The organism is Pantoea sp. CTOTU50773, from assembly GCF_032082325.1.
Classification (GTDB): domain Bacteria; phylum Pseudomonadota; class Gammaproteobacteria; order Enterobacterales; family Enterobacteriaceae; genus Pantoea; species Pantoea communis.
This window is the reverse complement of record NZ_DAMDQC010000022.1, coordinates 1-14,830: the sequence shown is the minus strand read 5'-3', so window position 1 is coordinate 14,830 and position 14,830 is coordinate 1. Positions and strand designations below refer to the sequence as shown.

Genomic DNA, 14,830 nt, shown 5'->3' with positions numbered 1-14,830 from the left:
AAACCCCCATAGCGATGATTAATGTTCGAACTCCATATACCCTTGTTTGTCCATTAAGGAAATTCGAGCATTAACTGCCAGTAAAAGAAACTATATTGAATCAGGTCAATGGGTTGGATTTAAGCGAAACGCTTGCGTGACATAAAGGTTAGTAACAATCGCATAAGACGATAACCATGTTATTTCATCAGCACAAAATGTATTATTTGTGCTGGCTTTGGTGTTGGCTGAGGCTTGACGAATAATTACCCGTCTCATGTAAGAGAGGCGGAGCACACAAAATTGACTTGTTACACAGCATATTGGTTGCTACAAGCCAAGGGCGGTAGCGTGGCTGTTTTTTATAATGCGTTGAAAAAATAACCCGCTCTAAATTGATAAAGCAGTTTTAAATGACACATTAGAGGTTGAGGAATGTTACTTCCCGTAATTATGGCCGGAGGAACCGGCAGTCGTTTGTGGCCCCTTTCACGCGAACTATATCCAAAGCAATTCATCAGTTTGCATGGGCAGCACTCAATGCTGCAGGAAACCGTCAACCGCTTAACCGGAGTTGAAGCACGCGCTCCTTTGGTTATCTGTAACGAAGAGCACCGCTTCCTGGTCGCCGAACAGCTTCGCCAAATCAACAAGCTTTCTCACAACATCATCCTTGAACCGGTTGGCCGTAATACTGCCCCAGCCATTGCTCTCGCTGCGCTGAATGCGATTGAGCAGGGGGATGACCCTGTACTGCTGGTGTTGGCTGCAGATCATGTCATTGAAAATCGTGCGGCATTCCATCAGGCGATTACTACAGCTACTAAATATGCCAAGCAAGGCCATTTAGTCACCTTTGGTATTGTGCCGACAGGTCCTGAGACAGGCTACGGTTATATCCATCGTGGAAGCCAGATTTCGGATGATTTGAACGCCCCATTCGGCGTACAACGCTTTGTCGAAAAACCCAATCTAAAAACAGCGGAAGACTACCTCGCATCTGGTGAATATTACTGGAACAGCGGCATGTTTATGTTCCGCGCAAAACGTTACCTGCAAGAGCTGGAAAAATTCCGCCCTGATATTCTTGAAGCCTGTCAGCGTGCAATGGCAAACGTGAAAGAAGGCAGCGACTTCATCAGTATTGATAAAGAAGATTTTATTGCTTGTCCTGATGAATCCGTAGATTACGCAGTAATGGAACAAACCGACGCGGCTGTGGTTGTACCATTGGATGCGGGTTGGAGTGATGTAGGTTCATGGTCAGCGCTGTGGGAAGTGAATGAGAAGGATGCTGCGGGTAACTCACTGAAGGGCGACACTTTCCTGCACAACACTAAAAATTGCTATATCAACAGTGAAGACCAGTTGGTTGCAGCCATTGGTGTAGAAGATCTTGTGATCGTAAACACCAAAGATGCCGTACTAGTCGCGCGTAAAGATCAGGTGCAGGACGTTAAACGTGTCGTCGAATTCCTGAAGGCAGAATGTCGTAGTGAGTATCGCCGTCATCGTGAAACCTATTGGCCATGGGGACGTTGCGATCTTATCGTTAACACCGGACGTTTTAACGTAAATCGTATTACGGTGAAACCGGGTGAATCCTTCGAATTACAGATGCATTACCATCGCACTGAACACTGGGTGATTCTGTCTGGTACCGCGAAGGTGACGATTCAGGATAAGACCCTGTTGTTAACCGAAAACCAATCTACCTTCATTCCTATTGGTCACCAGCACACGTTGGAAAACCCTGGCAAAATTCCTTTGGAGCTATTGGAAATCCAGTCTGGTTCATACCTCGGTGATGACGACCTCATTTTGATTAAACAACAGTTTGCAAGTAAGTAAGGACAGACACGATCATGGCAGCACTGACCTGTTTTAAAGCTTATGACATCCGTGGCGAATTAGGCACTGAACTGAACGAAGATATTGCCTACCGCATTGGCCGCGCCTATGGCGAATTTATCCGCCCGAAAACGATCGTGGTGGGCGGTGATGTCCGACTGACCAGCGAATCGTTAAAGCTGGCACTAGCAAATGGGCTGCGGGATGCGGGTACTCATGTTCTGGACATTGGTATGAGCGGAACAGAAGAAATCTACTTTGCCACATTTCATTTAGGTATCGATGGCGGTATTGAAGTAACGGCCAGCCATAATCCGATGAACTACAACGGGATGAAACTGGTAAGAGAAGGTGCGCGCCCGGTAAGCGGTGACACTGGTCTGCGCGACGTTCAGCGACTAGCAGAAGCCAATGATTTTGCTCCAATAGATGAGGATAAACGCGGCAGTTATAAACAGATCTCTGTGCTAGACGCCTATGTCGATCATCTGATGGGCTACATCAACCTGAATAATTTCACTAAGCCGATGAAGCTTGTGATCAACTCAGGTAACGGTGCTGCAGGTCATATCATCGATGAAATTGAAAAACGCTTTAAGCAGGCGAATGCGCCTGTGTCGTTTATTAAAGTGCATCATGAAGCAAACGGGAACTTCCCGAACGGTATTCCTAATCCGCTCTTACCGGAATGTCGCAAAGATACTTCAGATGCAGTGCGTGAACACCAGGCAGATATGGGTATCGCGTTCGACGGGGATTTTGACCGCTGTTTCCTGTTTAATGAGAATGCTGAGTTCATTGAAGGTTACTACATCGTTGGTCTGTTAGCCGAAGCGTTCCTTAAGAAAGAGTCAGGTGCGAAAATCATTCATGATCCGCGTCTGACATGGAACACGATTGATGTGGTAACTAAAGCGGGTGGAAATCCGGTAATGTCTAAAACCGGTCATGCCTTTATCAAAGAGCGCATGCGCGAAGAAGATGCGGTTTATGGTGGCGAGATGAGCGCGCATCACTATTTCCGAGATTTCGCCTATTGCGACAGCGGTATGATTCCGTGGTTACTTGTAGCGGAACTACTAGCGGTGAAAGGTGAGACGCTATCCGGGCTGGTTTCGGAAAGAATGAAGGCGTTTCCATGCAGTGGTGAGATCAACTCTAAAGTCGCTAATGCTAAAGAAAAGATTGAGAAAATAAAGCAACGCTACACTCAACAGGGAGCTGCTGTTGATACGACTGATGGGATCAGTATGGAGTTTTCAACATGGCGCTTCAATTTGAGAACATCGAATACAGAGCCACTCGTAAGGCTTAACGTTGAAACTGTAGAAAGTACAAAATTGATGAAAGAAAAAACTGCAGAGCTAATGGATGCTTTAAATGGTGAATAACGCATGATTAATGGTTTATTAACTGGAATAAATCGCTACCGCGGATTTATTTTTGATAGTATTAAGCGCGATTTCCAATCGCGCTATCAAAGCAGTTTTCTGGGAGCGATATGGCTTGTATTACAACCTGTCGCCATGATTTCGGTTTATACATTAGTTTTTTCTGAACTTATGCGTGCCAGGCTCTCGGATATGTCATCACCTTATGCATATAGTATTTATCTATGCTCAGGTGTTTTAACATGGGGGCTGTTTGCAGAAACACTTAACGGGTTGATTAATGTTTTTTTAAGCAATTCTAATATACTTAAGAAGTTAAGTTTTCCACGTATATGTCTTCCTATTATTGTAACGTGCTCATCAATACTAAATTTTCTAATTATATTCACACTCTTTTTGGTATTTCTTGTTTTAACAGACAACTTTCCAGGGATAGTAATTCTGAGCATGTTGCCTGTACTAATCCTTCAAATGATTTTTACAGTTGGCGTGGGTATCATTTTAGGTGTAATGAATGTATTCGTGAGAGATGTGGGGCAGCTAACGTCAATTTTATTACAGTTCTGGTTTTGGTTTACGCCAATTGTTTATGTAAGTAACACATTACCTGAGTGGGTTCAGGGTGCGTTAGTATATAATCCAATGGCAACAATAATCAAAGCTTACCACAATATCTTTGTTTATAAACAACCACCGGAGTGGGTAACTCTATGGCCAATGGCAATAATTTCAATTGCTTTATTTATATTGGGATGGGCCATGTTTAGAAAACATGCTGCTGATATTGTGGATGAATTATGACTAAAAGTATTTCTGTTAAAAACCTATCAAAAGCATATAAGTTTTACTCTTCTAAATGGAGCCGGGTGATTGAAAAATTTCTTCCTGAAAATAAACCTCTCCATGAAAAAAAGTGGGTTCTGAAAAATATTTCATTTGATGTAGCGCCAGGTGAATCTGTTGGGATTGTGGGTGTTAACGGTGCTGGGAAAAGCACGCTATTAAAGTTGTTAACCGGCACCACCAAATCAACACTTGGTACTGTTTCTATATCCGGACGGGTTGCAGCATTGCTTGAATTAGGAATGGGTTTTCACCCCGATTTTACAGGCAGGCAGAACGTATTCATGTCTGGTTTGATGATGGGACTAAGTCGGGATGAAATTTCAGATTTGTTGCCAGATATTGAAAAATTTGCTGATATAGGTGCTTATATCGATCAACCGGTTCGCATTTATTCAAGTGGTATGCAAATGAGACTAGCTTTTGCAGTCGCTACGTCTTCGAGACCGGATATATTAATTGTTGATGAAGCTCTATCAGTAGGCGATTCAAGGTTTCAGGCAAAATGTTATTCACGTATTGCAGATTTCAAGTCACAAGGTACAACACTTTTATTAGTATCACATAGCGCGGGTGATATTGTTAGACATTGTGATCGTGCCATCTTCTTAAAAAACGGCGAAATTGCTCTGGATGCATCTGCACGTGAAGTGACAAATCGCTATCTTGATGAGCTTTTTGGAAAGTCACTAATTGAAAAAAATGAAGCTCTTAACGACGATATCTCCATAAATCTCAGTCTCATTAGTGAATCCGACAATGATATTTTTCATACACGACCTGGATACCGGCAAGAAGAATATCGCTGGGGACAGGGTGGGGCGAAAATAATAGATTATGACATTCAGGTTAAAGGTAAAAGCTACCCTTCAAACATTATAAGCAATGAAGAAACTGATTTATATTTCAAGACCATTTTCGAAGATGATCATGATAATGTTGTTCCAGGAATCTTAATCAAAACGTTAGATGGCCTCTTTTTGTATGGTACTAATTCCTTTTTAGCTTCTGAGGGAAAAGAAAATATTTCTGTTAGAAAAGGTGATGTCAGAATATTCAGGTTTACATTTCCGATGAATTTGAATGAGGGTCAATATTTAATTTCATTTGGTGTTTCGTCAGGTAACCCTGAATTTGAAATGATTCCGTTAGATCGAAGATATGATTCAATAATCATTCATGTGAGTAAACCCATGAAACTTTGGGGCATTATCGATCTTAAATCATCTTTCGAAAGCTATGACAAAAGGTAAGTTTTAAGCATGAATAATAATCTACACGACCTGATAACAGCATTACCTGAAGTCTATCAAACAATCTTCGGCCATCCTGAGTGGGATGATAATGTTTCTCGTAATTGTAACGAGAGACTTGATGTTATTTATGAAGTTTATACAACTCTCTCAAATAAATTAGGGCGTCCCTTAAAAGTTTTAGATCTCGGTTGTGCTCAGGGCTTCTTTAGTCTGAGTCTTGCAAATAAGGGAGCGACAGTTAAAGGTATTGATTTTCTAGATAAAAACATTGATGTTTGCCGTAAACTAGCTGAAGAAAACGAAAACTTAAATGTTGAATTCGATACGGGGCGCATAGAAGATGTTATTGATAACATTGAGCCCAGAAATTATGATTTGGTAATAGGTTTAAGCGTATTCCACCACTTAGTCCATGAACATGGCGTTGAAAAAGTCAGGAATTTACTATCAAAATTGGCAGACTCTGTTCATGCATTAATACTTGAACTTGCGTTGAAAGAGGAACCACTTTATTGGGGGCCCTCTCTCCCCGAGCAACCTGAAGAATTAATTGAAAGTTGCAAATTTTATAGAATTATTGCTGAATATCAAACTCACTTATCATTAGTAATTAGACCAATGTACGTGGTAAGCAATAATTATCTGATACTGAATAATTATTGCCAGGAATTTACATATTCTTCAAATGTGCCTTACAACACCGATATCGAAGTTCATGAAAATAGTCGAAGATACTATTTCAATGCTGATATAGTTTGCAAATTCTACAATTTCAATAAAACAAACTTATCTTCATTTGAGAAAGATCGCAGTAGGAAAGAACTTGTTCAGGAAATAGAGTTTCTCAGTTGCCCCCCGATCGGTTTTTCAGCGCCAAAATTAATAAATAGTGGTACAGGTAAATATGACGGCTGGGTTGTTATGGAGCGTATCAAAGGTGATCTTCTTTCTGACGCTCTGGTTAAATATAAAGAAATAAATTTAGACAAGATAATCAAAAAGTTACTTGAGCAGCTAGTCATACTCGAAGAGAATGGATATTTCCATGATGATATAAGATTGTGGAACATTCTGATTGATGAAAAAAACACAGTTAATTTGATTGATTATGGATCAATTTCTAAAGAAAAAAAGGATTGTGTTTGGCCTGATAATATATTTCTCGCATTCAATATTTTTCTTAAAGAGATTTTAATTCCTGATGAGATTTCTAAAGGATTGTTACGTGCCGCATCAATAAGCCCTTTTAATCTTCCTGACAGATATGAAAATTGGCTATATCAATTCTGGAGAAAACCAGTACAGGAGTGGTCTTTCCGTTTATTACTTGATCTTTTTTATAAAATAAATGAACTTCCTGAGCTTAAATATAAATTGGGTGGTACTGATGAATGGATTAGAGCCCAGGAAAAATTATTGATGAATAATCAATCTTACATCCATAAGCTCTTAGTTGAATATAATGCTTACGACTCAAAAATAGCTCAGATTGAAAATCACCTTGAAGGTTCAATCGATAAAAAATTACAGGATTTAGAAGTCGAGTTAAAATCAAACAATCAGAAGATTGAAAATCTCATCATTAATTATGAAAATTTAATCAATACTCTTGAGTTAAAGTTCGAAACAAGATTCAATGAAAATATAGGAAGTGTTAACAGCTTCAGAAAAAGCTTTGAACAAACTTTGATAGAGTTAAAAGAAACTCAGGTTAAGAATAGTGGTAACCTTACTGAGCATCTTACAGAAGAGGATTTAATAGCAATAATTCAAGATTTACAGAATAAGCATGATGTACAGGTAAATGAAAACGCTCGTCTGCATGCTCACATAGAAGCAATGACACATAGTAGTTCATGGCGAATTACAGAAGGTTGGCGGAAAACTGGAAGGTACGTTAGGGCTTTCCGTAATAATTCGATAAGTTCATTGTCTAAAAAAATAATTGACCGAACTTTATTGAAATCTCTTTCATATGTCAATGAAAGACCTCGTTTAAAAAGTAAAGTTGTGTCTTTGGCAACCAAGCTAAAACTATATAATTTTTTATTCAAATTGCATCAGCAAGTTAAGTATAGAAAAATAGGTAATAAAAATGACACATTAGTCGTTAATGAAGATGTCATTGTTTCTCAAGCCGATAACAATCAGTTGCCTGCTCTTGTTAAAGAAATTTACTCTAAGTTAAAACGTTAAAATACCAATTAATATTAAAGGAGTATAACTTTGCACATTTTATTTGATATGCAAAGCTGCCAATCTGAAAGTCGGCTTCGTGGCATAGGGCGTTATTCATTATCTCTGGTTAAAGCTGTAATAGGTAATCCTTCGGGCCACAAGGTCAGCATTTTATTAAATGGTCTTTACCCCATAGATATTATAAACTCTGTTCGAAATGAATTTAGAGGTCTTATTGCGGAAGAGAATATCTATATCTTCTCAGCAGTTGGACCAGTGGCGTACCACGATAAAAATAATCATGCCAGAAATAATGTCGCTAAAATATGTCGCGATTTGGCAATTGCGAACATTAGACCAGATGTAGTCTGCAACACCAGCTTTAGTGAAGGGTTCGTAGATGATTTTTTAGTGTCAATTTCAGATGTTAGTAATGGACCTAAACAATTTTCAATCGTTTATGATTTAATACCTTTATTAAACAAAGACATATATCTTGCAGATGAGAATTTTAAAAATTTTTACATGAATAAACTCGTTGAGTTTGAAAGTGCTGATGGGCTGCTTGCAATTTCTAGTTCTGCTGCAAATGAAGTTAAAAATAACACAGGTATTTGTCCGGAAAAAGTTACTAATATTTCATCTGCTGTTGATTCTCATTTTAAAAAAATCAACATTACTGATGATGAAAAGAAAGATCTGTGCCTGAAGTATAATATTCATAAAGATTTTGTAATGACTATTGGCGTATTGGAGCCACGAAAAAATATTGAAGCACTAATTCATGCTTTCAGCCTTCTTGAGGCAGACGTAAGAAATAGTCATACGCTTGTGTTGGCCTGTCAAATAAAACCACACGACAAAGAGCGATTACTCACTATTGCGCGTAAGCATGGCCTACATGATGAAGATATAGCGTTTACTGGATTCATACCTGATGATGAACTTGTTGCGCTATATAATATTTGTAAGCTTTTTGTTTTTCCCTCAATTCACGAGGGGTTTGGATTGCCGCCGCTTGAAGCTATGTCATGTGGAGCCGCAACAATAGCTTCAAATACTACAAGTCTGCCAGAAGTTATGGGGTGGCAGGAATCTATGTTTGATCCACGGGATGTTAATGACATTTCGAATTTAATGCAGAAGGCACTGATTGACGATAAATTTCGTTTCGCTTTGACTGATAATGCTCAAAAACAAGCCATGAAGTTTTCATGGGATATTTCGGCACAAACTGCGATAGATGCTTTTGAAAAAAGTTTAAATATATTAAAAGCTGATGATGTTATTACTGATGATTCATTAAATCAATCCATAAAAAGAATAAATAATGGTGCTTCTCAACTAATTGATGACGTTGATGTTTTAGGAACAGCATGGGCTCTGGCCAAAAATAGCTTTCTGGCACATGAGCGTAAATTATTAATAGATATCTCTGTTTTGGTTCAGCATGATGCACGAACTGGAATACAACGAGTTGTCAGAAGTGTTTTATCAAATCTTATCAACTCTGGATGCAATGGTTACGTTATTAGACCTATATATTGTAAGATGGGAGAACTATTTCATTATGCAAATGATTATTTGAAACATAACTACGATATAGATTACGGTAGTGATGAACCTGTTTTATTCAGTAAAGATGATATACTGCTTGGTTTAGATTTGACGGCACATTTATTCCCATATTTAAATAATCAAATTAGTACAATTCGAAAGAGTGGCGCTTTTGTTTACTATGTGGTTTACGACATAATTCCGTTATTGCATCCTGAATGGACAGATATGAATGTTCGTGCGGCGTTTCCTGTATGGTTGAAATCGATTGCTGAAAATTCTGATGGTCTCGTTTGTATATCAAATAGTGTCGCACAAGAAGTAGGCTCTTATTTAAATGAACATAAAGATTCAATCGCTCGAAATCCTTATCTTGAATTGAAATATTTTCATTTAGGTGCTGATATTTCTGCAAGTAAACCATCTATTTGCCGGCCAGATAATGCTATTGAACTGTTGGAAAAATTAAAAGTACAGCCTACTTTTCTTATGGTAAGTACTGTTGAACCCCGTAAAGGACATGAGCAGGTTCTTCTTGCTTTTGAAAAATTATGGAATGATGGTATATTTTGTAATCTTGTTATTGTGGGAAAAAAGGGATGGGGAGTAGATCATCTTATTGAAAGAATTGAAAATCACATTCAAAAAGATCGGAATTTGTATTGGTTGAATAATATTGGTGACGACTTTCTTTCAGAATTATATGCCGAGACTAATGCGCTTATTGTAGCGTCCTATGCGGAGGGTTTTGGATTACCCATAATAGAGGCAGCTCAGCAAGAATTGCCAATCATCGCTCGTGATATACCTGTGCTACGTGAGATTGCTGGTGACAACGCATTTTATTTTAGCGGAAATGATCCTGACTGTGTTTATTCAACACTTAAAGATTGGATGGAAATGGAAAGGAATGGCACTATTCCTGATTCAAGGAATATTAACTGGTGTACATGGGAGGAAAGTACAGTACAATTACTGCAACAACTTCCATTAGTAAAATAAAACTGGATATAGTTATTAGGAGTAAGTATGAATACGGCAGTTATTACAGGCATTACTGGTCAGGATGGCGCTTATTTAGCCGAGTTATTGCTAGAAAAAGGTTACAAAGTATTTGGCACTTACCGTCGTACCAGCTCAGTTAATTTCTGGCGAATTGAAGAGTTAGGATTAAAAAACAACCCTAACCTCCATCTGGTCGAATATGATTTGACAGATTTGTCATCGAGCATACGTTTACTTCAGGAAAGCAAAGCGACCGAAGTTTACAACCTTGCGGCTCAGAGCTTTGTAGGTGTTTCTTTTGACCAGCCATTGACCACTGCTGAAATTACAGGTATCGGTCCGGTAAACCTGCTAGAAGCTATTCGCATCGTTAACCCTAAAATCCGCTTCTATCAGGCGTCTACTTCAGAGATGTTTGGTAAAGTGCAGGCTATTCCGCAGAAAGAAGATACACCTTTCTATCCGCGTAGCCCGTATGGCGTTGCAAAGTTGTATGCTCATTGGATGACCATTAACTACCGTGAGAGCTACAACATTTTCGCATCAAGTGGGATTCTGTTTAACCACGAATCACCACTGCGTGGACAGGAGTTTGTGACCCGTAAGATCACAGATTCAGTAGCCAAAATTAAGCTCGGTAAGCTGGATGTGCTCGAGTTAGGTAACATGGACGCCAAGCGTGACTGGGGCTTTGCTAAGGAATATGTTGAAGGCATGTGGCGTATGCTGCAAGCTGATGAACCAGATACATTTGTCCTCGCAACCAATCGCACTGAAACAGTCCGTGACTTCGTTTCAATGGCGTTCAAAGCGGCTGACATTGAATTGCGCTTCGAAGGCAAAGATGACCAGGAAGTTGCAATCGATGTCGCAACTAATAAAGTGGTGGTTAAGGTCAATCCTAAGTTCTATCGTCCTGCTGAAGTAGAATTACTGATTGGTAATCCACAGCGTGCGAAAAATATTCTGGGCTGGGAACCAAAAACCACACTCGAAGAGTTGTGCGCGATGATGGTAGAAGAGGATTTACGCCGCAATAAACAAGGGTTCTCCTTCTGATATGACTAATGGCAAAAAAGCATTGATCACTGGGATCAAGGGCTTTACCGGCCAATATATGGCAGCGGATTTATCCGCTGCTGGATATGAAGTTTATGGTTTCGGTTCAACTCCCGCCCAAAATTCCTTACGTTATTTTCAGATTGATCTTACCGATCCAGCACAGGTTAAAAATGCTATAGACAGTATTCAGCCAGACGTTATTGTTCATCTTGCTGCGATAGCTTTTATTAGTCATGCTGATCCCAACGCATTCTATAATGTGAACCTTTGTGGTACGCGTAACTTATTACAGGCTCTTAGCGAATCAGTAAAAAGGCCGGATGCAGTTTTGATCGCCAGCAGTGCTAATGTCTACGGTAATAACACGCCGGGGAAATTAGCAGAGTCGGTTCCTGCCAGGCCTGCAAATGACTATGCGGTAAGCAAGCTTGCTATGGAGTATATGACCAGTCTGTTTTATGATAAATTGCCAGTTATCATTACCCGGCCATTCAATTACACTGGTGCCGGTCAGGCAGGAGATTTTCTGATTCCGAAAATCGTCAAACATTTTCGTGAGAGAAAAGATGTCATTGAACTGGGCAACATAGATGTATGGCGTGATTTTTCCGATGTGCGAGACGTTGTTAAAATTTATACAGCGTTACTCCATTCCCGCTCATTTGGTAAGACTGTCAATGTTGCTTCAAGTAAAATGCACTCTTTAAGAGAAGTTATTGATCTTTGTGAATCATTAACAGGCCATGATATTAAGATTGAAGTTAATCCTGATTTTGTTCGGCCTAATGAAATAAAAGAACTTTGTGGCGATATCACTTTGCTTCGTAGCATAGTTGGTGAGACTACGTCTAAAATCCCTCTTAGAGATACCCTGAAATGGATGCTGGAAGCAAAGCAATAAACGTCGTTTACTCTACGGACTGTATTAAATACCCTTTGACCGGTATTGGCCGTTATGCGTTTGAGCTTGCTAAACAGATTCAGGAAAGAGAAAATGTTGCACTGACATTTCTCCATGGTACAGTGACTCGTGACTCACTTGCAGTCGCGAGTGAGTCTGCTGAATCGGTACAAACTCTCAAACGCAACTTAAAAAAAAGTAAAATCGTAAGCGATATATATCGCCTGACTTTTCCGCTGATGAAAATGATGGCGTTAAGAAATTATAAAAATCACATATTTCATAGCCCGAACTATTATTTGCCTCCTCGTGTGAACCACTGCGTCGCCACTTTTCATGATCTTTCGGTATTCCACTGGCCACAGTTTCATCCTGCTGGTCGTGTTCATCTTATGCAAAAAGAGTTAAGAAATACTGTTTCGCGCGCATCAATGTTGATCACTGATTCTTATTACACAAAGAATGAGTTAAAAGATTTCTTTGGTATCGAAGATAATAAAATTGCCGTAGCCCCTCTTGCTTGCAATGTTCAGTTCCGTCCCCGAGATGAAGCCGATACCAAATACGTACTTGAGAAATATAATCTGAAATGGCGACGTTTCTTTCTTTATACGGGCACTATTGAACCAAGAAAAAATATTTTGACGTTATTAAAGGCTTATGACCGGTTGCCCGCTACTGAAAAGTCTGCTTTCCCGCTGGTAATTAGTGGTTATAAAGGTTGGGGAAATGAGCAACTCTTTAGACTTTTCGATAAGGGTGAGAGAGAAGGGTGGTTAAAATATTTAGGTTTTGTTCCGGGTAAGGATCTACCAAGTTTATTCAGTGCTGCGACGACTTTTGTATTCCCTTCAATTTATGAAGGATTCGGCTTACCGGTACTTGAAGCAATGGCATCAGGAACGCCTGTAATTTGCTCAAATGCAACCTCGCTTCCCGAAGTGGCTGGAGATGCAGCATTAATGCATGAACCTGGCGACATTGATGCTTTGACGACCTACATCCATATGATGATTGAAAGCGCTGATGAAAAGCATCGTATGATTGATTCGGGATTGGCGCGTGCCCGGCAATTTTCATGGTCACTGTGTGCGGATAAAACCATTGAAGCTTATGAGCAGGTCGCAAAATACATATGATTAAAGTTCTACACTGTTATAAAACCTACTACCCTGATACTTTTGGCGGTATAGAACAGGTTATTTATCAGCTCGCAGAAGGTGGTTTTAAATCTGGTATTGAATCTGTTGTTTTTACTCATAGCCCCGAATTTGAAAAGAAAAATGATAGATTGGATAACCATCAAATTCATCGGGTGAAAACGCAATGTGAGTTTGCCTCAACGCCATTCTCTTATTCAGCCATACAGGAATTCAGGGAACTTGCTCATGATGCAGACATTATCCATTACCATTTCCCCTATCCATTTATGGACTTTATGCATTTCGCTGCAGGCATAAAAAAGCCATCAGTAGTGAGTTACCATTCTGATATCGTTAAGCAGAAGGTGTTGCTGAAACTCTATACTCCATTAATGAATCGTTTTCTTTCTAGTGTTGATCGGATTGTTGCCGCATCCCCAAACTATGTTGAAAGCAGCCCGATATTACAGCAGTTTAAAGAGAAAGTTGAGGTTATTCCTTACGGTCTTGATAAGCAGTTTTATCAAAATAACGATCCTACCGTTTTGCAAAAATGGCATGCAAAATTTCCGGATGGCTTCTTCCTATTCATTGGAACATTTCGTTATTACAAAGGCCTGCATATCTTAATCGAGGCGGCAAAAAATAGCCTTTATCCCATCGTCGTCGTGGGTGCAGGTCCTATTGAGGCTGAGCTGAAAGCCCAAGCGCAGCAACTTGGCGTGGACAATATCTACTTCTTGGGTGCGCTGGAGGACAGTGAAAAGTCTGCCTTGCTGCAGTTATGTACCTGTCTGGTTTTTCCGTCACATTTACGTTCCGAAGCGTTCGGCATATCTTTGCTAGAGGGCGCACTCTATTCAAAACCGCTAATCTCAAGCGAGATTGGAACCGGAACAACCTTTATCAATATTGATCGTGTCACCGGATTAGTCGTCCCTCCGTCCAACCCTGTGGCATTAAGAAAGGCAATGGATCAAATATGGCAAAATCCTGACATGGCCATGACTTACGGTGCCGCTGCGCTGGCGCGCTTTGAGGCGCTTTTCACGGCCGACAAGATGATTGAAAGTTATACGGAACTCTATAAATCGTTGTTACAATCTGATTTTTAAAGAAATAACTTTAATTCAAGTATCGCACCAATCATTACCCTTTATCGGTAATCCTGAGTTAACATATCGGTCACTTATAGAATGGTGTTACCAGTAACACTATGTGAGACCTCAGACAGGAGTATGTAATGTCCAAGCAACAGATCGGCGTTGTAGGTATGGCAGTGATGGGCCGTAATCTGGCTCTTAACATTGAGAGCCGCGGTTACACTGTTTCTATCTTCAACCGTTCTCGCGAGAAGACTGATGAAGTCATCGCGGAGAACCAGGGCAAGAAACTTGCTCCTTTTTACACCGTTGAAGAGTTCGTTGAATCGCTGGAAAAACCACGCCGTATTCTGCTGATGGTGCAGGCTGGTGAGGCGACTGATAAAACTATCGCTTCTCTGACTCCGCATCTTGATAAAGGCGACATTCTGATCGATGGCGGTAACACCTTCTATAAAGATACCATTCGTCGCAACAAAGAACTGTCAGACCAAGGCTTCAACTTCATCGGTACCGGCGTTTCCGGCGGTGAAGAGGGTGCATTGAAAGGTCCTTCCATCAT

11 protein-coding genes are annotated in these 14,830 nt (G+C 40.0%); all 11 read left to right on the top strand.

Features of this window, described 5'->3' with window-relative positions; all coding sequences use genetic code 11:
* Positions 1–414: 414 nt before the first annotated feature.
* On the top strand, positions 415–1,830 hold the full coding sequence (locus RT340_RS05655) for a mannose-1-phosphate guanylyltransferase/mannose-6-phosphate isomerase (protein WP_313374683.1): 1,416 nt from the start codon (positions 415–417) through the stop codon (positions 1,828–1,830).
* A 14-nt stretch (positions 1,831–1,844) separates the two neighbouring features.
* The gene (cpsG, locus tag RT340_RS05650; RefSeq protein ID WP_211728213.1) at positions 1,845–3,221 is read left to right on the top strand and encodes a phosphomannomutase CpsG; all 1,377 of its coding nucleotides are present in this window, start codon (positions 1,845–1,847) and stop codon (positions 3,219–3,221) included.
* Between the two features lie 3 nt (positions 3,222–3,224).
* Positions 3,225–4,022: an ABC transporter permease gene (locus RT340_RS05645; RefSeq protein ID WP_211728212.1), complete on the top strand. Its 798-nt coding sequence runs from the start codon at positions 3,225–3,227 to the stop codon at positions 4,020–4,022.
* Positions 4,019–5,317 (top strand): ABC transporter ATP-binding protein, encoded by a 1,299-nt coding sequence (locus RT340_RS05640; protein WP_211728211.1) that lies wholly within the window; start codon positions 4,019–4,021, stop codon positions 5,315–5,317. Before RT340_RS05645 ends, RT340_RS05640 begins: the two co-directional genes overlap by 4 nt.
* A gap of 9 nt (positions 5,318–5,326) precedes the next feature.
* Positions 5,327–7,516 carry a methyltransferase domain-containing protein gene (locus RT340_RS05635; protein ID WP_313374679.1) on the top strand — a complete coding sequence of 730 codons (2,190 nt, stop codon included), beginning with the start codon at positions 5,327–5,329 and terminating at the stop codon, positions 7,514–7,516.
* Positions 7,517–7,546: 30 nt separating this feature from the next.
* Entirely contained in the window at positions 7,547–10,057 is a 2,511-nt protein-coding gene (locus RT340_RS05630; RefSeq protein WP_313374677.1) for a glycosyltransferase family 1 protein, read from the top strand.
* A gap of 27 nt (positions 10,058–10,084) precedes the next feature.
* On the top strand, positions 10,085–11,119 hold the full coding sequence (gene gmd / locus RT340_RS05625; RefSeq protein WP_211729779.1) for a GDP-mannose 4,6-dehydratase: 1,035 nt from the start codon (positions 10,085–10,087) through the stop codon (positions 11,117–11,119).
* A 1-nt stretch (position 11,120) separates the two neighbouring features.
* Positions 11,121–12,023: a GDP-mannose 4,6-dehydratase gene (locus RT340_RS05620; RefSeq protein WP_313374673.1), complete on the top strand. Its 903-nt coding sequence runs from the start codon at positions 11,121–11,123 to the stop codon at positions 12,021–12,023.
* Positions 11,999–13,162 (top strand): glycosyltransferase family 4 protein, encoded by a 1,164-nt coding sequence (locus tag RT340_RS05615; protein ID WP_211729777.1) that lies wholly within the window; start codon positions 11,999–12,001, stop codon positions 13,160–13,162. Before RT340_RS05620 ends, RT340_RS05615 begins: the two co-directional genes overlap by 25 nt.
* Positions 13,159–14,280: a glycosyltransferase family 4 protein gene (locus RT340_RS05610; RefSeq protein ID WP_249221818.1), complete on the top strand. Its 1,122-nt coding sequence runs from the start codon at positions 13,159–13,161 to the stop codon at positions 14,278–14,280. Before RT340_RS05615 ends, RT340_RS05610 begins: the two co-directional genes overlap by 4 nt.
* 128 nt (positions 14,281–14,408) lie before the next feature.
* The coding region (locus tag RT340_RS05605; RefSeq protein ID WP_313374669.1) for an NAD(P)-binding domain-containing protein at positions 14,409–14,830 on the top strand (422 nt) is incomplete at its 3' end.

What these genes read in the sequence shown, in the direction of transcription:
- RT340_RS05655 (WP_313374683.1), top strand. Translation starts at nt 415, where the DNA reads ATGTTACTTCCCGTAATTATGGCCGGAGGAACCGGCAGTCGTTTGTGG.
- cpsG (WP_211728213.1), top strand. Translation starts at nt 1,845, where the DNA reads ATGGCAGCACTGACCTGTTTTAAAGCTTATGACATCCGTGGCGAATTA.
- RT340_RS05645 (WP_211728212.1), top strand. Translation starts at nt 3,225, where the DNA reads ATGATTAATGGTTTATTAACTGGAATAAATCGCTACCGCGGATTTATT.
- RT340_RS05640 (WP_211728211.1), top strand. Translation starts at nt 4,019, where the DNA reads ATGACTAAAAGTATTTCTGTTAAAAACCTATCAAAAGCATATAAGTTT.
- RT340_RS05635 (WP_313374679.1), top strand. Translation starts at nt 5,327, where the DNA reads ATGAATAATAATCTACACGACCTGATAACAGCATTACCTGAAGTCTAT.
- gmd (WP_211729779.1), top strand. Translation starts at nt 10,085, where the DNA reads ATGAATACGGCAGTTATTACAGGCATTACTGGTCAGGATGGCGCTTAT.
- RT340_RS05620 (WP_313374673.1), top strand. Translation starts at nt 11,121, where the DNA reads ATGACTAATGGCAAAAAAGCATTGATCACTGGGATCAAGGGCTTTACC.
- RT340_RS05615 (WP_211729777.1), top strand. Translation starts at nt 11,999, where the DNA reads ATGGATGCTGGAAGCAAAGCAATAAACGTCGTTTACTCTACGGACTGT.
- RT340_RS05610 (WP_249221818.1), top strand. Translation starts at nt 13,159, where the DNA reads ATGATTAAAGTTCTACACTGTTATAAAACCTACTACCCTGATACTTTT.